This is a genomic window from Sinomicrobium pectinilyticum (assembly GCF_003725735.1).
Lineage (GTDB): Bacteria > Bacteroidota > Bacteroidia > Flavobacteriales > Flavobacteriaceae > Sinomicrobium > Sinomicrobium pectinilyticum.
The window spans coordinates 128,999-151,651 of the sequence record NZ_RJTM01000029.1 but is presented as its reverse complement, the minus strand read 5'-3'; the positions used below and the strand labels follow the sequence as shown (position 1 = coordinate 151,651).

Genomic DNA, 22,653 nt, shown 5'->3' with positions numbered 1-22,653 from the left:
GCTAATTACTTTTATACTAATCTATACCAGGTTCAACTTAATTTGTATCAGATCATACGAATCCCTATACCGAATGTAGAGTGCATATCACCAAACTTGTATTAAATCATACCAATCCTTATACTAAAGTACAGTTAAACTTGTATTTTTACCGAAACTTTCTATCCGATGAAGAAACATATTCCAAACATACTCACCTTACTCAACCTGCTTTGTGGCACCATAGCGGTGATCCTCGCTGTGACCGGACGTACGGAAATCGCCGCCCTTTTTGTATTTCTCGGTATCTTTTTCGACTTTTTTGACGGCTTTGCAGCAAGAAAATTACAAGTACAGAGCGACATGGGCCTGCAGCTGGATTCTCTTGCGGATATGGTTACCAGTGGTGTGGTACCGGGCATTGTTATGTATCATCTCCTGCAACTGAGCCTGGATCCGGGTTCGTGGGGACAGGGAATAAGTATAGACCTCTCCGCCCCTACGGGATTTATTCCTTTCCTGGGTTTGCTCATCCCTCTGGCATCTGCCTACAGGCTTGCCAAATTCAATATCGATGACGATCAGCAGACCTCATTTACAGGACTCCCCACACCCGCCAATACCCTGTTCATTCTTTCGCTCCCCCTTATCCTGGCCTACCAGGCAAATGACATCACCGTTTCCGTCATCCGTAATACCTGGGTGCTTGTATTCATTACCTTCGTGAGTTGCTACATGCTAAACGCACGGGTAAAACTGTTCGCATTAAAATTCAAAAGCCGGGGATTCAGGGAAAATGCCGTGAAATATATTTTTCTGGTTCTTTGTGTCCTGTTACTGGCCATTATGCGGTTTGCCGCAATCCCGGTGATCATACTGTTATACGTTATAGTATCCCTGCTCACCAACAGCAGATCCATATCGCATTAACGGTATTTATTGCCCGCAGTCATCCTGCTCCTCCGGCAGGCGGGGAAATTGCTCTTCGGTTGTTAAGTTATTCGGGCAACACCGGTAACCAGGTACCTGATAATCCCAACTATACTTTGTCAGAAACCCAGGCGATCCTCATGTCTATTGGAAATACTAAGAGGTATATGTTGTGTTATTTCAGTGGCCAATCGGTTATGCCGGGGGCCTTACCCAGGCATATCTCCGCTTTCGCATATACGCAAACACGATACCGAACCCGGCAAGCAACACAAGTGGCACTCCGAGGTTTACGGCTTTCCAGAATGTATCTTCCGCCGCAACTTTTTCTTTGTCGAGGAACGGGATGGTCACTTCCTTACTTCGGATGTAGATCAGTCCGTTCTCATCCAGCAGGAAGTTAATACAGTTCTTCAGGAATTCCTTGTTCCCGTAAAAATTATTCGTCCATTTGTCATATCCGAGCTCCAGGGGGCGGCCGTTGTTGAGCTGATTCTTGATAAGGTCCCCATCCGAAACAACGATCATTTTGGTTTCCTCTCCTTCTTCCCGGTTGTCTTCCAGGTCGAGGGGTTTTATCCTGTTCTTATATACGGAATTGAATTTGCCTTCCAGCAGCACGGCCAGTGGTAGGTTACCGTTGTTATAACTTGCCTTGTCCGGTTCCCTGGTAATGATGTCCAGATCAATTTCCGCCGGTATTGCCACGGTTTTGGAGAGGGGCGAACTGCTAAGCAATATTGTTTTCCGGATATTATTTTTTAAGGTATCCATAGCATTGGCAAAATCGAAACGGACTGCTTCAATATTATTGTTTACCGGATGATTGTCTTCTGAGATCACCATCGGTGCATAATACCACGGATAAGGGTCATAGCGGGATGCGCTGCCTTCTCCCGTTGCCATGACGATCTGGGTAAAATACAGATCATTGATCAATACCGGGTTTATCCGTACCCCATAGGAAAAGAACATATCGCCCAGGTTCAGGTCCTGGGGAAGCGCATAAGTCTTCCCGGATTCGTTATAAAGGCTGTCCATTTCCGCATGGACCTGGTCTATCAGCCAAAGCGATTTTCCGCCGTGCATCACATACTGGTCCAGCACCGATTTTTCTTCGTCCGAAAAGGGTTCGGTAGGCTTGGCTACCAGTATCATATCGTACTTTCTCAGTTCCCGGAGCGTCTTTTTCGGGGAAACAGCGACCGAATCGAGCGTAAAGGGGGCGAGGTTGTAATAGTCGCGGAGGGTGGTCAGGAAATCGGCCATATAAATATCGTCCAACTCACCGTTACCTTTCAGTACAGCTATGTTTTGCTTATTTTTGATGGTCAGTTTGGCAAAAGCATCTGCAAATACATATTCCAGTTGCTGTACCGAGTTCCTGACCCGCTCTTCATCCGTGGCCCCGAGCTTGTTTTTGAGGAGGGGTACCCGGACACTCCGATTACCATAATTGGCCAGCGCCCACGGAAAGAGAATTTCCCTGGAAACCTTCCCTCCTTTTTCCTCGGAAAAGTTCAGTGGAGTAAGGCCTATGGACTGTAATTCGCGTATAATGGCACCGGAGTTTTCTTCATCCTCCAGCGGATTGACGAAGTTGAACTGTATATTTCTGTTTCCGGCAGCAAATTCTTCGAGGATCTGCCTGGTCTCATCCCGCAGTTTACGGAATTGAGGCGGAAGGTCCCCTCCTAGGAAAACATCAATAAAAATTGGTGCTTCCGCCCGTTCCAGGGGTTTTAACGAAGCTTCGGAAAGTGTATAACGCTTGTCGTGCGTAAGGTCGAACCTGTCGTAGAATATTGCTGAAAGGTAATGCACTGCAATGAGCAGCAGCAGAATCCCGGTAATATGTAAAATGTTTTTCTTGTTCATGTGAGTCTATGCTGGCAGGTTACACCCCCTCTGCCTGCGGCATCTCCTCCCTCGGGAAGAGATTGGTATTTTTTTGATATTGTTATTTTTTATTCATTTATCCGTTGGTATATTATTTCATTTATCTTTATCATCAATCGCGACTGCCTTTCAGCCTGACTACGGTGACAAACAGAAAAAAGAAAGCGACGGACAGGAAATAAATGATATCGCGTGTATCCAGAACGCCCCTGCCGATACTGTCGAAATGCGCCTTCATCCCCAGGGCTGAAATGCTTTCTCCCAGCCCTAACACATAGAGCCCCTCAAAACCGTAATAAAAGAGGAAACACACAAATACGGACACCAGGAAAGCTACGATCTGATTTTCGGACAGGGTCGAGGCAAAAATGCCGATAGCGGTATAAGACAGTACCAGGAAAAGCAGCCCGAAATAAGAACCTAATGTGCTGCCCGTATCGAGATTACCTTCCGGGTTTCCCAGTTTCCATACCGTAAGTACATACAGCAGGGTGGGAATCAGGGCTATGACCACAAGGATAAATGCCCCGGCATATTTACCCAGGACGATCTGCCAGGTATTCAAGGGACGGGTAAACAAAAGTTCCAGCGTGCCCAGTTTTTTTTCATCGGAAAAACTTTTCATGGTCACTGCGGGGATAAGGAACAACAATATCCAGGGCGCGAGCTTAAAAAATGCGGTGAGATCCGCAAAACCGGAGTCCGGTATATTGTATTCCCCACCAAACACCCACAGGAACAATCCGTTCAGCACCAGGAATATGGCAAGGACCAGGTATCCTACGGGAGAAGCAAAAAATGAGGTTATTTCTTTTTTAAATATTGCGAACATATTTAAGATTCAATTCCATCCCGGAACCATGTGTTCCGCATTATAAAAACCGTATCGTCACCACATCCCGGTAACTCAGTCCGAGAAGGCTGGATGCCCCTCCTACCGTTTCGAGGTTACTGCGGTAAATGGCGAGTTCCACATAACCGGCCGAATTAAAGACCGCCAGCCGCCGGCCGTCGTCGTCACGTTTGGGCTTTTCCACGGCAAAATTGACAATGTCACTGTATTTATTATATATTTTTTCGAACCGGTAATTGCGGGCATACAGCTCAAAGTCCCTCCCCTTCCTGATATTTTCGAACAACTGCCTGGAAATATTCGTCACCACATTTCCGTAGTTGTCCACATAAATCACATGTCCGGTCACCAGGTCCTGCTCCGTATTAACGATCGGGATAAATGTTTTCAGGGACTTCAGTTCGGCTATAGGCTTCCCTACCACTTCCAGGGTACCACCCCTTGCAATATGGCATGCAACCTTAACAAAAACGTCCATAGAGGGGAAAATGGTATCCAGATCGTTATAAATATTTATCTCCACGATCTTCTCGGGTATCCTTTCCCCTGCCACAAGCGACACTACGCCGTTATCGGCCCCTACAAAATAATGGTCATCCAGCAAAACGGCTATATGCCGGTTCTCCGGATGGCGTTCGGAATCCACACCGTAAACATGAATACTTCCTTTCGGGAAATTTTTATAGGCATTTTTCAGGATATATGCTGCTTCCTGTACATTAAACGGACTCACGGAATGCGATATATCCACAATTTTCACGTCTTCTGTTTCACTGTAAATAGCTCCTTTGATGGCCCCTGCAAAGTGGTCTTTCTCCCCGAAATCCGTAGTTAAACTTATTATAGCCATAAAATAGTACCGACGCTTTTTTTGTGTAAATTAGCAAGAAAATAATCTTGTTACGCTTTTATCTCTTTAAGGGGTATATGAAGCACAAACGTACTAAAAAAGTAGGGGATAAACCCTATAGCAAAGCACACTTTTTTGTAGTATCTTTAGAGAAGAATAGTCATCGTTTTGAGAAGTGGAAACCCCGATATGGTTCGCGCTGCGGCGACCCGGCCCTTCTCCCGGAAAGTGAATATAAAGATTAATCAAATTCAATAGCTTTTGAACGAAATAGTAGTAGAACTTACCGAGATCAGCCCGAGAGAATTCTTCGGCGAGCAAAACATCAACATCGAACTGCTCAAAAAATATTTCCCTAAATTAAAGATCGTGGCTCGTGGCAACAAAATAAAAGCTTATGGCGACGAAGAACTACTGGAAGAATTTGACAAACGCCTGGACATGCTGGTCATGTATTTCGGAAAGTACAACAAACTGGACGAGAACACCATAGAACGCATCCTTACCAGCGACGATAAAGAAGCTTATGAATCGCCCATGCTTGAAAATGCACAGGTGTTGCTTCACGGGGTAAACGGCAGGCTTATCAAGGCCCAGACCGTAAACCAGCAGCGCCTGGTGGACATGATGAAAAATAACGATATGGTCTTTGCCATAGGCCCGGCCGGTACCGGGAAAACCTATACGGGGGTGGCCCTGGCAGTAAAAGCATTGAAAGAAAAACAGGTAAAGCGTATCATCCTCACCAGGCCCGCCGTAGAGGCCGGGGAAAATCTCGGGTTCTTACCGGGAGACCTCAAGGAGAAACTCGATCCGTATATGCAACCGCTCTACGATGCCCTGCGCGACATGATCCCCGCGGAAAAATTACAGAACTACATCGAAACCGGTATCATACAAATTGCCCCTATGGCCTTTATGCGTGGCCGTACACTGGACAACGCCTTTGTTATTCTCGATGAAGCCCAGAATACTACCCATGCCCAGATGAAAATGTTCCTCACCCGGATGGGAAAAAATGCCAAGTTTATGATTACGGGCGACCCGGGACAAATAGACCTGCCCAGAAGGGTGATCTCCGGGTTGAAAGAAGCCCTGCTTGTCCTGAAAGACATCAACGGTATAGGCATGGTTTACCTGGATGACAAGGATGTGATACGCCACAGGCTGGTAAAAAATATTATTGAAGCCTACAAAGAGATCGAACACAGTAATAGTTGAAACGGTGGTTTCGATATGCTTTTCTCCGAAAATTGCTCAGCTCCCTCAATGCATCGGAATTTTCTCCTTCTCCATTCCACTTTACACATAAAAGAGGTATCTGAGGGTAACCTTCGGGTTGTCATACCGAAACCACCGGGGGCATTATGAACGGTTTGTTAACGGAAGTTTTTCCTGACAGAAGCAAAGGCCCTGACGGGAAAAGTGCCAACGCCTTTGAATTTTGGCGGAACGGCACTGAAGGTAAACCCATCCGGGGGCAGTAAGTGTAAATTGCAAAGGTGTTCAACGATCAATATTTCCGATCCTAACAGTATGGTATGTACGGGCCTGGTTCTCCCTGTTGTATTGTCTATGTTATGAGCGTCTATCCCCACAAGTTTTACACTGCAATCCTTCAGATATTGTGCAGCTCCTTCTGTCAGGTACGGGTGGTTTTCAAAATACCGGTCTGTTTTCCAATACCTGTCCCAACCGGTATTGATAAGCACGGCCCTGTTCCTGATTTCGTAATTTCTGAGGTGCTCTTCTGTTATTGCCAGAGTTTTTTCGAAAGGAACTTTAATGACGGTAGCCTCCAAATCCGTAAAACAGGCCAGGCCGGTCTCGGCCAGGTCTTTTCCGTTTTCAAAGCGGTGAAAGGGACAATCGATATAAGTGCCCGTATTGGTAACCATTTCAATTTTACCGATCTGAAATTCCGTGCCTTCCTCATAATACGACCTGGAATCTTCCCTGCTTAGATAATCGCAAATAACAGGGGCAGGTAAACCTTTATATGTAATAAGCCCATCTTCGATGGTATGGCTTAGATCAATAAGAAGGTCCCCTTCCGTTTTTGTGTTTACAGGCACTCTTTTATGAGGTTCGGCGAAAATTTCCTTGTTGAGTATTTTGGTACGCCCCACCATAAGCAACCGCAGGTCTTCTACGATATAGTCGGCAAGTTCCCTGTCCGAAATATCATTGCCCGTAATATCGAGCCTGAAATCCTCGCCTTTTATACTCCCCCCGTTAGTGAAGTATATTTCAAAATCGAATTTTACTCTTTTATCCATATGAATTGTTTTACGGCAAAGATCATAAACCTCAAATCTTATCCACTTGACCTATATCAATTTGTCCGATCCTTTTTGTTCTGATGCGGCTTAAGGTTTCCGGGCTCAGGCCCAGATAGGATGCAATATGAAAAAGAGGAATCCTGGTTTCTGCTTTGGGAAACCGGGAAAGGAAATAAAAATAACGTTCAGCAGCATTATGTAGTAAAAATGAACTTTCTCTCCTGCATTTTTTAATAAATTCCTCTTCCAATATCTTATGGGTAAGCCTGTACCATTTATTATCCCGGTTCAATAACCGGTCTATGGCTGTTTTGGGTATGGTCACCACCTCACAATCTTCCAGACATTGAAAATTAAGCCTGGTCTTTTCACCTGTTAGAAAACCTGCCAATGCCGTGAAAAAATTATTTTCGAAGAAAAATTCGGTATTAATTTCCCTATGGTCTTTGGTGTAGAAGCTTCTTACCATCCCTTTTTGTAAAAAATACAGCCCGGTGACCGGAGTGTTTTCTTTTATTAAAAATGCTTCATTAGGCACAGCCGAAAGTGTTGCCTCAGCCATAAGCAATTCTTTTTCACCATCCGACAAATCGAATAGTGAAATTATTTTCTGAAATAACGGATTGAAGTCAGATGTCATTAAAAACTTGCTGTGGGTGCCAGAATTTCTGCCGACACAATTATAAGTGCAATGTACATTTTTTTTAAATCTATTTATAAGGACATATTACATCTTAAAAAACATATAATCCGACTGCCTTCTTTATTTCACATTCACAGAAAAGTGATGTTTTTATTTTCCCTTCCACACATAAAAACCAACCGGAGATCATGGAAATTACAAAAAAGAAATAAGCGTTAAAAATATATTAATCCGGATGTTGAAGCACACTTAAACCATAGAAATTCATTATATTATTAAAATTAAACAGATCCTGAAACTGACATGTTTAGAAGAATAATTAACCCTATAAGGGATAATCATTTTAAATGGCTAAAGGTTCTGTTTGTCCCATAAAAACCATAAAAATTAAACCGATGAAAACACCTGTAATATCTATAAGCATACTGCTGATCTTTTTTGTTTTCGGCAGTTGCAAAAACGAGAAAAAGCTTTCCAAGGAGGAAAAGAAAGAAGTTGTCCGGGCGAGCGATTCGGTAACCGTTACCACTGCGGTGGGCAATATTGTGCTCCCGCCACCATATGCTACGAAATCAGTAACTAAAGAGAGTAAATTGGTGGAATGGGGAGAAAACCAGGGTCCCCGGGCACCGGAAGGCTTTACGGTCTCCCGCTTTGCTACTGACCTGGACAGTCCGCGCTGGACCTATGTGGCACCTAATGGCGATTATTTTGTAGCGGAAGCCGATACTAAAAACAGTGCGGACCGAATTACCTTATTGCGCGATACCAATGGGGACGGTAATCCTGATTTACGCAAAGTATTCCTGGAAAACCTTAATCAGCCCTTGGGAATGCTGGTTTTGAACGATTACTTTTATGTAGCCAATACGGACGGGCTCTACCGCTACCCTTACACTAAAGGAGCTACCAAACTGGAAGCCGGGGGCGAAAAGATCATGGAGCTTTCTGCAAGCGGCTACAACAACCACTGGACCCGCAATATCATCAGCAATCCCGACGGAAGCAAGATATATATCTCAGTAGGTTCGGCCAGTAATGCCGGCGAGCAGGGTATGGAAAAAGAAGAAGGCAGGGCACTGATCTTTGAAGTAAATCCTGACGGAAGTGAAAAAAGGGTTTACGCTTCGGGACTACGCAATCCCGTGGGCATGGACTGGAATCCGGTGACAGGTGAACTATGGACCGCAGTAAACGAACGGGATGAGCTGGGCGACGGGCTGGTACCCGATTATGCCACCAGTGTTAAGGAAGGAGGATGGTACGGATGGCCGTATTCATACTTCGGACAAATCCCTGATCCGCGCTGGAAAGATGATCCCCACCTGGAGCTGATGGAAAAGGCCATCGTCCCCGATGTGCCCCTGGGCAACCATACTGCCTCCCTGGGATTCACCTTTTATGATGCTGAGGCCTTTCCTCAAAAATACAGAAACGGCGCATTTGTAGGCCAGCACGGTTCCTGGAACAAATCTGTCTTTAGTGGCTATAAAGTGGTTTTTATCCCTTTTAAGGGCGGAAAACCCCAACCGCCGGAAGATTTTCTTACCGGGTTTATTGCCAACGATAACAAAAGTGAAGTTTATGGGCGTCCGGTTGGTGTTGCCGTGACTCCCGCAGGCGATCTCCTGGTGAATGACGATGAGGCCGGTATTATATGGCGGGTCAGCGCCAACAAGTAATCTTCAGTATCCCGACGGGCGATACCAAAGCCAGATGTTGAGCAGAATAGCATTGCCGAACAGAGCGGAATGTAGGGAATGTGATTTCAGGCCGGTTTTCTTACTATGTGAAACTCCTTCATGCGGACGATATGAAATCATTCAGTAAGGTAAGCGACGTTACTCAGATGGCTGTCACCCGACTACCTTCATACGGGTAATGGATGGTATTGGTATAAACGCCATTTTTGGGAAATGGTCAAAATAAAGGATCGCCACGGCTGCAAGCACTATTTCCTGCCAGGATCAGCGCGTTTCGGTACAACCATGTATGAACGAATCGGTCAACGATGAACCAGCAAAATATCTTTGCCATCAGACACAGCGGACAATGTCTACCCGGTCGGGATTATCATCAACCGGGTTAGTGATCCGGGTATTCTCCCGATAAGGCTTTTTTGGAGCACGTAACTGTGGAATTTCAGAGGCATTCGGAATGGCTTTTACAGCGTGCAAATATTTAGAAATTAACATTTTAATAAAAAAAGTTATTCTTTTGCTAATTAACTGTTATAAGTTGAGATTGTGCATTACAAATCTTAAATTTGATAGACGTTATTGTCCATAATAAGTAGATGGAATAGTATTGAGATAAAGCCCGGAGACTAAAAGACCTGAAATCATTTTCTTTGGTGCTTTCCTACTCTGGTGCAGAATGAGTTCAATTTTTCGGTCTCCGGAAACATTTTTTGATTTCAGAAGTAACCTTAAAATTTGACAACTATGACACAATTGACGAAAAGAAGAAATGGAAACAGCGGGTTATTTCCTTCCCTGAACGACTTTTTTGCCAACCGGCTCTTCACTCCCCCCTTGTTCGATCCGGACGATGATCTCTTTAGTACGGATATGGGAGGGCCACCTGTAAATATCAGTGAAACCGACAAGGAATTTAAACTCGACCTGTCCGTGCCCGGCATGAACAAGGAAGATTTTAAAGTGGATATCGAAAATGGTATTCTTACAATAAGCAGTGAAAAGGAAGAAGAAAAAGAGAAGGAAGGAAGAAAGAAATTATACCCGCAGGGAGTTTTTGTACAGCAGTTTTTCCCGCAGTTTTACCTTACCGGATAATGTGGAGGAAAACGACATCAGTGCAAAATACGATAATGGCATGCTGGAGATAGTCATTCCTAAAAAGGAAGTAACCGTATCCAAACCGAAAAAGGAGATTTCGGTGACCTGATCATAACAGCCGGGATTAACACCTGTTTTTCCCGGCTTGTAAAGTTTTTACAGCCAAGAAATTGCCTGTAGAAATAAAGCAGTTGCCAACCATTCTTCCGGAAAAACCTCACCGTAAATACCCTGGTCTTTGATGATATGGGCTTTCATATCTTCCCGGACGCCCGGGTTAAAGACCGGAAAGAACAGAAGAAATACAAAAACGGAGAGTTATGCCCTGGACAAAAACAGATTATCCGAATTCGATGAAGAATCTCCCGGCTGCGGTGCGTAATAAAGCTATTGAAATAGCCAATGCACTACTTGAAGACCGTAAGATGGAGGAAGGAATCGCAATAGCTACTGCCATCAGCAGAGCCAAAGACTGGGCAGCCGAACATGGTAAAAAAACAGATAATCCCGAAAAATCAAAGCGTACCGATGTTAAAGTACATGGCCAGGATCGCTATGTGATCCCTTATGAAAAAGAATGGGCCATTAAAGTGGAAGGAAGGGAAAAAGTGGAAAAGGTTTTTCATACCAAGCAGGAAGCAGTTAAACAGGCACGCCGCGAAACTAAGGAAGTTAACGGTACATTGACCATACAGCGGAAAACGGGGAAAATAGAAAAAAGAATTTCATATAATCCGAAAAACAAAGGTTAGCCCCTACGTGGAATACATATATCCGGCCGGTAAAAGATCCGGCTTAAAAGACCTTCCGGCTGTCCCTTCAAAAAACTGATTCCCCGGCAAATTAAAAATATTATGGTTTTTAAAAACAGGAATGATGCAGCGCACAAACTGGTCCCGCTTCTGAAGAAATACGGGAAAGAAGAGAGCGTGGTCATGGCTATTCCCCGTGGCGGAGTTCCCGTTGCCAGTCCAATTGCCAAAACTTACAATCTGCCACTTGATCTGCTTATGGCAAAAAAAATCGGTCATCCCGCTCATCCCGAATTTGCCATAGGGGCTGTGACCCCGGAAGATCATATTATCGATGAACATTACATGCCACAATCTTATATTGACAGCCAGGTAAAAAGTATCCGTCAATCATTAAGGGAGCGATACAAGACTTTCACAGGTGGCCATCCCCCCTCTTCCGTAGAAAACAAGACCGTGATTATTGTTGACGATGGTGCGGCCACCGGTAATACCATTATATCCGCCATTAAAATGCTCAGGAGGAAAAAACCAAAAAAAATTGTAGTAGCCCTCCCCGTTGCTCCTCGTGAAACTGCTGAAAAAATCAGGCAACAGGCAGATGATTTTATCTGTCTGTTTACCCCCGCGTCTTTTCTCGGCGTAGGTCTGCATTATACCGATTTTACCCAGGTAAGCGATGAAGAAGTAAAGCTATTGCTTGCGAATACTAACCGTTTTTAGGAATATCTACTCAAAAAACAGGAAAATGGATCAGGTTACAAAACATATACATACCGATATTGAACAACTGATAAAAGAGGTCTCCCATCCGCTGGAGACAGATACCGATCTCGATGTGCTCTTAAGCGAAATCGGCGAGGCAAGATTCGTTTTATTGGGCGAGGCAAGTCATGGTACACACGAATATTATACCTGGCGAATGCATATCAGTAAGCGGCTGATCAGGGAAAAAAATTTTTCGATGATCGCCGTTGAAGGCGATTGGCCTGATTGCTATCGCCTGAACCGTTATATCAAAGGCTATGAAAATTCAGGCGAAAGCGCCAAAGATATACTCAAAGCATTTAACCGCTGGCCTACCTGGATGTGGGCAAACTGGGAAATTGTGGCACTGGCAGAATGGCTGCGCGAGTACAACTCCGGACGGTCTTCCGGCAAGATAGGATTTTATGGCCTGGACGTTTACAGCCTATGGGAATCAATGGATGCGATTTTTGCATACCTGGAGGAAAAAGATCCCGGGGCACTTCAAGTCGTACAGGAAGCAATGGACTGTTTCGAACCTTTTAACGTAAAAGAAGGATTTTCTTATGCCGAGAGGAGTTATGGCATTCCTTCTTCCTGTGAAAAGGAAGTCGAAGATCTTCTGGTTAATATCAGGAACCGTATGCCCTGGTTTGACAAGGACCCCGAAGGGGCTTTCAGTGCAGAACAAAACGCCCTTGTAGCCGTGAACGCAGAAAAGTATTACCAAACCATGCTCAAGGGAGGCGAATTCACATGGAACATCCGTGACCGTCACATGTTTGACACCGTAAACAGGTTGATGAAATTTCATGGCCCGGATGCTAAAATAATCATCTGGGAACACAATACGCATATTGGTGATGCCAGGGCAACGGATATGAAGCAAACAGGACTTATCAACATAGGCCAGTTACTAAAGGAAGAACATCATAAAGAAGGGGTATACCGGATAGGTTTCGGCTCTTATGAAGGAAATGTAATGGCGGGCCGTAACTGGGGAGCCCCCATGAAAAGAATGCGCATGCCCAGGGCAAGGCAAGGCAGCTGGGAACACCTGTTACACGGGGCAGGGGCCCATGATAAACTCCTTTTTTCAAGGGATCTTAAGCACCTGGTATCACCAGTCGGTCACCGCGCCATTGGTGTGGTATATGATCCGGATTACGAATACGGAAATTATGTGCCGAGTATCATTCCGGAACGCTACGAGGCGTTTATTCATCTTGACAAGACGGAAGCCCTCCACCCCTTACTTATCGAACCCGATAGCTTACAAATGCCCGAAACCTACCCCTGGGGAATATAACAAGGACATCGAGCGGACAAAGAAAATAATTCCGTCGCAACCCGGAGCTGAGCTGAAAATTCTTGTATAAAAGCTTCGTTACCGGTAATAACATTCATGAAAGCAACTTCCGGATCACCCCTGACTATCACTTCCCCGTTCTCAGTAATTTTTTGATGACCGGGATAAGGTGTTGTGCCATACGATGGTGGCCTATATCCGAAAGATGGGTGCCGTCACTCGTAGCTTCATGGTCACTCCCGGTCAGTTCATCTCCCCGAATGTAATAGAGGTTTTTCTCTCCGCTGTTTATGAGTTGTTTATAGGCATCATGAAAAGCGCGGTTCTGTGCTCTTACGCGTTTTCCCGTTTCCAGGTCCCAGTGTCCGTGCTCGCGGAATACACTTTCCACCATGACCAGGGGGGTATCCGGCTGTGCTTTACGCAGTCTTTTTACAAAAGGTACCGTCCTGCTTCTGATCTCTTCCGGCGATGGATTCGGAACACAATCCAGAATATAGACATCCGCATCCGATTTTTTGAGGAAATCGGCCGCACCTGGTTCCATTTTTCCCGATCCGCTGAAACCGAAATTATAAACTTCCGCATTCAATGCCCTGCCGATTACAGACGGATATGCCATTCCCGGCCTTGATGCCGAGGCTCCCTGCGTAATGCTGGAACCATAAATGGCGATCCTGTGCTCCGGAAGGAATTCCGGATCGGCTTTTTGAATGGTAGCTCCGTTTTCAATACCTACGGCAATAGATTTCAGGGTGGAATACAGCGGGAGGTACATCATATAATGTCGCATTTTCCCGTCCATATTGCGAATGACCACGGTTTCATTTTCAGCATCCGAAGGCCTTGCGGATGCTACATATTGCCAGGATTTACCGTTCCACCCGTAAAGGTCTGTTCCGTTAACCGTCAAAGGGCTCATGTTCCACCATATCTTATAGTTTTCGAGTCTCCATTTCACCTTGATGAACCGCGAATCTGTCCTGAACAGGATAGCAGCGCCCGCAGGGTTTTTGGCCAGTTTTTTTACGGTTGAAGGAAGACCGTTGAGATTGGCGGAATCTACCCTGTGAAAAGAAACAGGATCTCCCGCTCCTGAAATACCCAGAACGGTAAGTTCACTTCCGTTGGTGTACCTGGCTTGTTTTTCCTGGCCGGTTACAGATGGCATCATACATAGGAATACGGCAATGCCGAAGATAATTCTGGTGTTTTTCATAAGGAAGTCCATCAGGTTAACTTTTTCCGGAAGAAAGCAAAGAGGTATAAAAACAGGGAACCGGAGCCGGATACTCCGGTTTCCTGCAGGGGCTATTCCCTGGTTATCTTTCTTACCAAGTGGTTTCCCAGGTCAGCGACGTAAATAACCTCTCCTGAGATGGCGACGTCCGTAGGATTGGAAAATCTTGCCGTAAAGCCTGCTCCGTTAAGAAAACCGGAAGAAGTCCCGGCTATCGTAGTCACATTACCTTCGGAGATGAGCCGTACCTTGTGGTTAGACAGGTCGGCTATCACAATAGCCCCGTTTTCCGCTACATCAAGGCCATAAGGGTTATTGAATTGTGCGCTGAGGGCATCACCGTCTGCGGCACCGACATCTCCTTTTCCGGCTATGGTGGTCACCTCACCGTTTGTGGTTATTTTTCGTATCCGGTGGTTAAAACGATCGGCCACATAGATATTTCCTTCAGTATCGAGGCTGATACCGGAAGGATTGGCAAAAAGGGCATCAGATACGTTCCCGTCTTTAAATCCGGATACCGACCCGCTAACCGTGCTTACCATCCCGTCCGGAGTGATCTTGCGGATACGGTGATTGATATTATCGGCTACGTAGAGATTACCCTCCTCATCGATATCCACATCAATGGGCTGGTTGAACTGTGCTTCCGAAGCAGGGCCATCTTTACCCCCCCTGACTCCTGTGCCCGCCACTGTACTCACCATACCATCCGTACTGATTTTCCGGATGGCATGGTTGTCCCTGTCGGCGACGTAGATATTCCCTTCCTTGTCCACGCAGGAACGCCACGGGTAGTTGAGCAGGGCCTGGTCCGCCGGTCCGTCCGTATGGCCCTTGGTACCGTTTCCGGTAATAGTGGTCACCGTACCCCCGGGAGTGAGCCGTCGTATGCTGTTGTTCGTCCTGTCCGTAACCACAATAGTACCGTCCGGAGCCATGGCCACACCTTCCGGGTTCCGAAAGCGGGCGGCGGTCCCCTCCCCGTCTGCCAGACCGTATTCCAGGCTTCCGGCAAGGGTGGTTACCATATAGACTTCCTGCGGGGCAATATAGCTGAAAGCCGGCAAGGTACCGGAAGCCGGCAGGTCCTTTACTATCACTTTAATTTCGCCCTGCCCTTCGCCTTCGGGTACCACGACTTCCAGTCTGGTTTCCGAGGCTTCCAGCACTACGGCTTCGGCATCGTTAAAGGTAACCTTGTTTTGTGCCCTTACCGGGCTGAAATTACGCCCGTGGATCGTAATGATGTCACTGGCCATACCTTGTCCGGGAGAAACGGACATAACCATCGGGGAGCGGTCCCTTTCCGGTGTATCGTCATCGGAACTACAGGCACTGAACAGAACGGTCAGCGCCAGGGTGAATAACAGATATATATTTTTCATGCCTTTTGTTTTTCTCGGTTTAACGGATTACTGTTCGGATACGGTAATAGCCCATCCGTTTCCTACGGGCCTTGGTTCGCCGTCAGAAGGCCTGTTGCGTATATGATATACGTCCGCAAGTGAATGCAGGGTTACGAAAGTGGTAGAGCCGCCCCCGTCGAGATTGGCAGCATCTTTGGCCCCGAGTGCCTCAAAAACGTCGGTAATTTCAGCTAAGGTCATGCCGTTGGAATAGTCGAACTGCCTTCCGTCAATAGCGATGAAATACAACACATTATCAGCCGTGAGGCCTACTGCGGTCCGGGGGTGCACATCCTCGTTGGTGATGGCTGTCCGGATATGATTTTTGATCAGCAGGTCACCTCCGCCCAGGGCATCCTGCAGCCGGTCCTGCATTTCCGGATAGTCGTCGGTATGGGCGATGATGATCTCACCGTTCTTAGTAGTTCCGAAAAAAGACCTGCCCGCCAATGGTGTTGTACGGACGGCTTCCCCCTCAATATGGACAATGCCGCGGGGTTCGCCCGTAGTCATGTTAAAGAAATCGGCATTGATGGCCGCAACGGCTTTTTGCCCGGGAACATCAAACCATTTCAGCATGTCGGGCACGGTTTGCATGGCATAACCCGTACTACCGTAAGGTGTAAGGGGCTCAAGGGATACATCCTGTCGTGCCATATCGGCCTTCAGTATAAAAATACGCATGGTAAGCCCTTTCATGGACAGGTAATGGATATCGGTTTCTTCCACACCGGGGGCCACAACAAAAGTAGTATCCTTAAAGACCTTACTTACCAGTTCGGTATTTTCTAAAAGGGTTTGGGTCAGCGGGGCATATTCTCTGGCAACAATTACAGAGGTATCGTCATCGTTCTGGCAGCTGGCCGTAGACAGCATCAGGAAAACGCACAGGAATAAGGAGATATAATGTTTGATATAAGTATTCATAATGTATATTTTTTATGTTTCTGGATTAATAACTGGGATTTTGGGTAAGGTTTTCATTGAGCAGCAGCTCTGTTTCCGGAAGGGGCAGCAGGATTTCCCTGTCCATGATGCCGATAACGGACTGTGCTTTACCGGTGCGGACGAGATCATACCAGCGAAAGCCTTCCGCAAACAGTTCCCTTCTGCGTTCTTCGAGGATAAGGTCGAGGTATTCACCTTCCGAAGAAGCACTTACCGGGCCGAGGCCACGGGCTTCCCGGAGTTCGTTCAGCCTGTTTATGCCCTGCAATCCCTGCGCTTCCGCACTGATGAGATAAAGTTCGCCCAGCCTGCTGATGATCACCGGATCTGTTCCCGTTTGTCCGCTGGGATATTTGTTCACCACATTCAGCCCCTCATAAGTATCCACTGAAATACCGGCTCTCAGATCCCCGCTTTCAAACATGTCCATAGCCTGGGGATTGGGTTTGTAGACATATGACCCGCTCTGGGGGTGGGCGTAAGTGTAGAACAAGGTAGAAAGGGTAATACCGGATTCTTCCGTCAGGTTCTCAAAAGCAAAAATCACCTCCGTATTGCCCTGTTTACGGAATATCTTGTTAAAATCATCCAGTTGGAAGACCGGAGAACTGATCAGTTGTTCTGCCAGTGCTGCAGCCTCTTCTCTTTTTCCCTGCGCCAGTTTGACCCTGGCCATGAGGGCAATGGCCGCTTCTGAAGAAACAAAATAAAAATCTCCCCCGATCCCCTGTCCGAATGAGGGGGCCCGGGATATCGCCGTTTCCAGTTCTTCTTCGATAAACCGCCATACTTCTTCTTCGGAATTCCTGGGTAGTTTTTCCAAAGTGTTTTCCCGGAGTATGGGAACGCCTCCGTACCTGGTCACCAGGTTGTAATACAGATACCCCCGGAAATAGTGGGCGGTACCCTTTACTTCTTCGAGGCGTTCGTTTGCAGGCAGGGCCTCAAGGCTCTTGAGAAGGGTATTTACCTGGTAGAGTGCTGCAAAATAGCCCGACCAGGTATTGTTTACCACGGAATGTTCGGGCCGGAGGATATTGCTGATAAAAGCATTGGTCCCTCCACCGTTGGTAGACCCGCCACTGTTAAGATCGCCCCCGAGAAGGTCACCGAGGATATAGGATTCCCGGCGGGGGTTGTTTTGCACGGAATTATATACACCTATTAAAAAGGTTTCCACGTCCTTTTCCGTCAATTCCGTGTCCGAGGAAACGGCAGACCTGGGATACAGGTCGAGCTCGTTATTGCACGAAGCGGAAAGAAGGACCGTTGTTATAAGGAATATCTTTGCAAGTGATTTCATCTGTTCTTTTTTATTTAATTCACTTATTGTTTATTTCCCGGCAATGTTCATTGATATGCTCCGCAGTTGTTTCCAGCAGGTCAAATGGAGATCGAAGATGAGCCATGCTGAACCACTACGTCAGGTTTCACGAGTTCCAATAATAAAATAATAGCTGCACGGGTATTATCGACTCTTTACCATTGACTGACGGGCATTTCATGATCATTTTGGTTTAGTGTTAAAAAGTAGCATTGATACCGAGGCTGATGGTCCTGGGCTGCGGCAGGTTCATGTTATCGTCAGACATGAATCTCGCGTCGAAGTTCTTGGATACCTCGGGGTCTATTCCGGAGTAATTGGTCCAGAGATGAAGGTTATCGCCCTGGAGATAAAGCCTTAATCTGGACATCCCCAGTTTTTCCAGCAGGGGTTTGGGCAGGGAATAACCCAGCGTCAACGACCTCAAACGGATGAAAGAGCCATCTTCCAGAAAACGGCTGGAGTTGTCGAGATTATGATTGTTACCATGTATGGCCCGTGGCACTTCGTTACTGGTTCCCGGACCGGTCCATCGTTTCAGGGCAACTTCTTCTCGGAATCCCTGATCGCCATAACCTATCCTGTCCGTAGTCTTTCTCCAGGTAGCATAAATGTCATTGCCATAGGAATAGGTAAAGAAGACGTTCAGATCGAACCCTTTGTAGCGGAACATGTTAGACCATCCCCCGAAATAATCCGGGTTGGAAGATCCGATGATCTGGCGGTCATCCACATTAATGATACCATCGCCGTTGACGTCCTCGTAGTGTACATCACCCGCACGGACCCCCTGTTCGTATTGCTGTTCGGGGACCTCGTCGTCCGATTGGAAAATGCCGAGCATTTTATACATATAGAAACTTCCTACTTCTTCCCCTACCTGCAAGGTCCTGTTGGCACCGATAAGAAGGGCTTCGTCCCCCAGGAGGGAGGTAAGTCTGTTCCTGATAAAGGAGATGTTAAAATCGCTCGTCCACGTTACGGGGCCCAGGGAATGGTTGATATTGAACGAGAGTTCCAGGCCGTTGTTCCGCATGGAGCCGATATTGCTCGTAATACTGGAAAAACCGCTGGTGGCATGAATAGGCATGCTGTAGAGCAGGTTTTTGGTGTTTTTAATAAAATAATCGGCCGTAAAGTTGAGTTTTCCCCGGAAGAAGGAAAGATCCGTACCGACATTAAATTGTTCGGCGGTCTCCCAGGTGAGGTCAGGGTTTCCGTAGGTGGAAATGGCAATACCACTGTTGTTGGAGTAATTGGCCCCACCGCTCATGAGTGCCTGGTAGGCATAGCTGCCTATACCGTCCTGGTTCCCCGTGGCCCCGAAGCTCGCTCTTAATTTCAGGTCTGTCCGGTCCGAGGTCCAGAAGGATTCTTCAGAAATATTCCAGCCTGCCGATACGGAAGGAAAAGCGCCGTAACGTTTTTCAGACGAAAATTTGGAAGAACCGTCAGTCCGGATAGACATGGAAAGGAGGTATTTGTCTGCCCATGACAGGTTGACCCGGCTGTAATACGATTCCAGGGCACTTTCGCCAAAACCTGTGGAAGCATCGGCAATTTCACTTGCCACGGAGATCACATCAAAAGAAGGCGAAGGAAATCCCCGCCCGTCTATGTATGACGTACTGGTGGTAACCTTCTGAAAAGAATGTCCGGCAAGGGCATTGATCTTCAGGTTCCCGAAGGTTTTGTTGAAATGGAGCGTGTTCTCTGCCAACAGGTTCCTGATGGTCCTTCTCCTGTCCAATATCCTCCCTTCTCCCGCACCATAGGGGTGCGTTTCCGTATAATAGAGGAAATCTTCCGTGTGGATGATGTCGGCCCCGAAGGAACTTTTCAGGCTGAAGGACGGGCTGAATTTAAAATCTGCATAAAAGTTCCCCAGGTAGCGGTAGTTGTCGAGTTGTGCATCCTGTTCGTTGAGTATTTGCAGGTTATTGTGATACCGGAGTTCTTCTGTACCGCCCACATAGTAATCACCGTTGGGTTTATAAGGGCGGTCAAACGGTCTTTGCCCGACGCTTCGCAGCATGATGGCCGAACCGAATTCCCCGTTGGGTATCCGGTTGTTCCGGGTGAAGCTCATGCTGGAATTGGTGCCTACTTCCAGCCAGTCCAGCGGTTTGTGGGTTACGTTTACCTTGGCGGTATATTTCCGGAATTTGTTGGTCTTTACAACGCCTTCCTGGTCTAAATATCCTCCGGAAAGATAGAGTTTGGTCCTTTCGGTACCACCGGAGAAAGACAGGTTTACATCATTTACAAAAGCATGCCGCAGCACCAGGTCGAGCCAATCGGTATCCGGAAGGCCGGGATACGGGTTTTCGTAATAGCGTACGAACCCGCTGTCGCCCGGAACGTAGCCGTACTGCTTATTGTAATTGTTAACGGCTTCGTTCAGTACTTCCAGGTAAAGGTCAGAACCGGCCATTTTCAGTTTGTCCAGGTTGGGCAGGTATTGCATGCCGGAACGCATGCTGATATCGAGTTTAGACTGTCCTGCCTTTCCCGATTTCGTAGTAATAATCACCACCCCGTTAGTGGCCCGGGAACCATAGATGGCGGCAGAAGCCGCATCCTTCAGCACTTCTATGGACTCGATGTCATTGGGATTGAGTTCGGCCAGGGGGTTCATGCTCTCCCCCATGTCATACATGGCGGCGTTGTGTTTTACCAGGGGAATACCATCAATAACATAGAGGGGCTCGTTCTGTCCGCTCAGGGAACCTATACCCCGTATGCTCACCCTCACGTCACTGCCGGGAGTCCCTGCTCCTGCCGAAATATAAACACCGGGCATTCTTCCCTGCATCACCTGGTCGGGCCCGAGTACGGGGCGGGCATTTTCCTCGGTGGGCTTAAAGGATGATATGGCACTGGTAACTTCTCTTCGTTCCTGTTGCCCGTAGCCGATGACTACTACTTCATCCAGCAGTTCGTTGTCCGGTTGCAGGCTGATGGTCAGTGAGGTACGGCCATTCAGCGGTTCCTCGCGGGTGGCATATCCCATATAGGATATTTGCAGAATGGCATCCGGGGAAGACGGGGTTATGGTAAAGTTGCCGTCAAAATCGGCTGAAGTCCCCCTGGAAGTCCCCTTTTCGACAACGGTAGCACCCGGGAGTGGCTGCCCGTTTTCGTCGGTGACCGTACCTGTTACGGTCTGAAATGCGGGGGTATTCCCCCCGGCGGCGGTGCCGGTCATCCCGATCGAGATGTATTGGTCTATACGCCTGTAGGCCAGCCCTGTGTTTTTTGTAATAAGGTCAAGGATTTCTAGCAGGGATATTTTTTCCCTGTCGATATCGAACCTCTTCTCGATAGTATTCACCTTTCTGTCATAGACAAAACGGAACTCGGTCTGTGCTTCCACATCTTTCAGGATATCCGTAACCGATGCTTTCCTGACAGAAAGGTTCACGTTAACGTCTCCGAGATTCTGCCCCTTGATCTCTGCAGCGAGGATAGGGTTGAGCAGCGTAAAGATGAGCAGATAGCAAAATACATGGAATGTCACTCTTAGTAATTGTTTGCCAGTTAATGAATTCATACTTTTACATAATGTTTAATGGTTGTTGTTTATACAATACTGTTAAGCTTCCGGCGGCCCGTTCTGCTCGCCAAAGTGTTACGGGCTGCCTTTTGTTTTCTGAGGATTTATATCATAGGCCGGTGTTTTAATGATTAGTTATTACAGGATCCTTTCAGGATAATAGTCTTCTCCGAGACAAACTCGTATTGCAGTCCTTCCTTGGCAAAAGTGATGCTTTCCAGTATTACGGGAAGTTCCGCTTTCTCGAATTTTGCGGTGATATGGCATTGTTGCAGGTTGCCTTCCCGGAGGATCTTCACTCCGTACCAGCGCTCCAGTATGGCAATGGCTTCACTAAGTGAAGTATCGTCAAAACGTATGACACCGTCAGTCCATTCCAGGAAATGTGCCGTATTTACTTTTCGCGTGTGTATGGTATGGGCTTGTTTGTCAAAAACAGCCTGTTGATCGGGAGTGAGAAATATTGTGGCTTCTCCGGGGCTGTCTTTTTCCGGAGTTACTTTTACTTTTCCCGTGGCCACGGTAACCTTTACCGTTTCATTTTCGGGGTAAGCCTGTATATTAAAGGAAGTGCCCAGGACTGTGGTATTAAGTCCCCCGGAGTGAATGATAAACGGCTTTTCCGGATTAGAGGTCACTTCAAAAAATGCTTCTCCCGTAAGTTCCACTTTCCGGGAGTCACCGCGAAATTTGTCGGGAAACCTCAGCGTACTTCCCGCATTTAATTTCACCCGGGTCCCGTCTTCCAGGGTCAGGTTGTAGCGCTGTCCCTGAGGAGTGGTTACCGTTTCATAAATGCTTTTGTCCCCGATAGGCACATCCTGGTAGTGCCATACGGTGGCTCCCAACCCGATCAGGATAAGAAAAGAGGCAGCGATGGCCATCCAGCGCCCGGAGATGTTCTTTTTGCTGTTGTTTTTGTGTTTGCGAATACCCTTCCGGATATTGGAAAACATTTCCTTTTTTATACGGGAACCTTGTATATCGAGGTATTCGGAGTGGTCATGCTCTTCGGTATAACTGTCAAAAAGCCCGTCCAGCAGTTTTTTCTCGTCTTCCGAGCATTTTCCGTCCACATATTTGCGGAAAAGCCGTTGTAGTTCTTTTTCGTCCATCTGTCTATAAGTGATCTTC

General features: G+C 46.9%; 19 protein-coding genes. 8 read left to right on the top strand and 11 right to left on the bottom strand.

The features are described 5' to 3' along the window. Positions 1-168 precede the first annotated feature (168 nt). The gene (locus ED312_RS06020; protein WP_123215103.1) at positions 169-909 is read left to right on the top strand and encodes a CDP-alcohol phosphatidyltransferase family protein; all 741 of its coding nucleotides are present in this window, start codon (positions 169-171) and stop codon (positions 907-909) included. A gap of 195 nt (positions 910-1,104) precedes the next feature. Here ED312_RS06020 and gldG read toward each other — a convergent pair whose 3' ends face one another. The 3 genes from gldG to ED312_RS06005 all read right to left on the bottom strand — a co-directional run bounded on the left by gldG (position 1,105) and on the right by ED312_RS06005 (position 4,511). Next, positions 1,105-2,787 carry a gliding motility-associated ABC transporter substrate-binding protein GldG gene (gldG, locus tag ED312_RS06015; RefSeq protein WP_123215102.1) on the bottom strand — a complete coding sequence of 561 codons (1,683 nt, stop codon included), beginning with the start codon at positions 2,785-2,787 and terminating at the stop codon, positions 1,105-1,107. A 133-nt stretch (positions 2,788-2,920) separates the two neighbouring features. After that, entirely contained in the window at positions 2,921-3,640 is a 720-nt protein-coding gene (gene gldF / locus ED312_RS06010; RefSeq protein ID WP_123215101.1) for a gliding motility-associated ABC transporter permease subunit GldF, read from the bottom strand. Positions 3,641-3,680: 40 nt separating this feature from the next. Continuing rightward, positions 3,681-4,511, bottom strand: a complete 831-nt coding sequence (locus ED312_RS06005; RefSeq protein WP_123215100.1) for an SAM hydrolase/SAM-dependent halogenase family protein — start codon at positions 4,509-4,511, stop codon at positions 3,681-3,683. Between the two features lie 261 nt (positions 4,512-4,772). Here ED312_RS06005 and ED312_RS06000 point away from each other — a divergent pair, with 261 nt between their 5' ends. Next, positions 4,773-5,732 carry a PhoH family protein gene (locus ED312_RS06000; RefSeq protein WP_123215099.1) on the top strand — a complete coding sequence of 320 codons (960 nt, stop codon included), beginning with the start codon at positions 4,773-4,775 and terminating at the stop codon, positions 5,730-5,732. A gap of 158 nt (positions 5,733-5,890) precedes the next feature. Here ED312_RS06000 and ED312_RS05995 read toward each other — a convergent pair whose 3' ends face one another. Continuing rightward, complete coding sequence (locus ED312_RS05995; protein WP_123215098.1) at positions 5,891-6,790, bottom strand: cyclase family protein; 900 nt, start codon at positions 6,788-6,790, stop codon at positions 5,891-5,893. A gap of 31 nt (positions 6,791-6,821) precedes the next feature. After that, positions 6,822-7,355, bottom strand: coding sequence for a Crp/Fnr family transcriptional regulator (locus ED312_RS05990; RefSeq protein ID WP_170164454.1), 534 nt, complete (start codon positions 7,353-7,355; stop codon positions 6,822-6,824). 476 nt (positions 7,356-7,831) lie between these two features. Here ED312_RS05990 and ED312_RS05985 point away from each other — a divergent pair, with 476 nt between their 5' ends. The 6 genes from ED312_RS05985 (at position 7,832) to ED312_RS05965 (ending at position 13,042) form a co-directional block, all read left to right on the top strand. After that, positions 7,832-9,118, top strand: coding sequence for a PQQ-dependent sugar dehydrogenase (locus ED312_RS05985; RefSeq protein ID WP_123215096.1), 1,287 nt, complete (start codon positions 7,832-7,834; stop codon positions 9,116-9,118). 762 nt (positions 9,119-9,880) lie between these two features. Continuing rightward, the gene (locus ED312_RS05980) at positions 9,881-10,231 is read left to right on the top strand and encodes an Hsp20/alpha crystallin family protein (protein WP_240643035.1); all 351 of its coding nucleotides are present in this window, start codon (positions 9,881-9,883) and stop codon (positions 10,229-10,231) included. 1 nt (position 10,232) lies between these two features. Further along, positions 10,233-10,343 carry an Hsp20 family protein gene (locus ED312_RS24480; RefSeq protein ID WP_394342851.1) on the top strand — a complete coding sequence of 37 codons (111 nt, stop codon included), beginning with the start codon at positions 10,233-10,235 and terminating at the stop codon, positions 10,341-10,343. Positions 10,344-10,554: 211 nt separating this feature from the next. Beyond that, entirely contained in the window at positions 10,555-10,986 is a 432-nt protein-coding gene (locus ED312_RS05975; protein ID WP_123215095.1) for a DUF2188 domain-containing protein, read from the top strand. A gap of 102 nt (positions 10,987-11,088) precedes the next feature. Then, positions 11,089-11,709, top strand: a complete 621-nt coding sequence (locus ED312_RS05970) for a phosphoribosyltransferase (protein WP_123215094.1) — start codon at positions 11,089-11,091, stop codon at positions 11,707-11,709. A gap of 25 nt (positions 11,710-11,734) precedes the next feature. Continuing rightward, entirely contained in the window at positions 11,735-13,042 is a 1,308-nt protein-coding gene (locus ED312_RS05965) for an erythromycin esterase family protein (RefSeq protein ID WP_206363208.1), read from the top strand. A 127-nt stretch (positions 13,043-13,169) separates the two neighbouring features. On the opposite strand, the gene ED312_RS05960 is transcribed toward ED312_RS05965, so the two are convergent. The 6 genes from ED312_RS05960 to ED312_RS05935 form a co-directional block, all read right to left on the bottom strand. Further along, positions 13,170-14,261, bottom strand: coding sequence for an SGNH/GDSL hydrolase family protein (locus ED312_RS05960; RefSeq protein ID WP_170164453.1), 1,092 nt, complete (start codon positions 14,259-14,261; stop codon positions 13,170-13,172). 92 nt (positions 14,262-14,353) lie between these two features. Next, entirely contained in the window at positions 14,354-15,670 is a 1,317-nt protein-coding gene (locus tag ED312_RS05955) for an IPT/TIG domain-containing protein (protein ID WP_123215092.1), read from the bottom strand. 27 nt (positions 15,671-15,697) lie between these two features. Then, positions 15,698-16,618 (bottom strand): phosphodiester glycosidase family protein, encoded by a 921-nt coding sequence (locus ED312_RS05950; protein WP_123215091.1) that lies wholly within the window; start codon positions 16,616-16,618, stop codon positions 15,698-15,700. A 25-nt stretch (positions 16,619-16,643) separates the two neighbouring features. Then, entirely contained in the window at positions 16,644-17,942 is a 1,299-nt protein-coding gene (locus tag ED312_RS05945) for a RagB/SusD family nutrient uptake outer membrane protein (protein WP_123215090.1), read from the bottom strand. A gap of 220 nt (positions 17,943-18,162) precedes the next feature. Beyond that, a complete protein-coding gene (locus ED312_RS05940) occupies positions 18,163-21,516 on the bottom strand; it encodes a SusC/RagA family TonB-linked outer membrane protein (RefSeq protein ID WP_123215089.1) in 3,354 nt (1,117 codons plus the stop codon). A 134-nt stretch (positions 21,517-21,650) separates the two neighbouring features. Then, positions 21,651-22,634, bottom strand: a complete 984-nt coding sequence (locus tag ED312_RS05935) for a FecR family protein (RefSeq protein ID WP_123215088.1) — start codon at positions 22,632-22,634, stop codon at positions 21,651-21,653. Positions 22,635-22,653 lie beyond the last annotated feature (19 nt).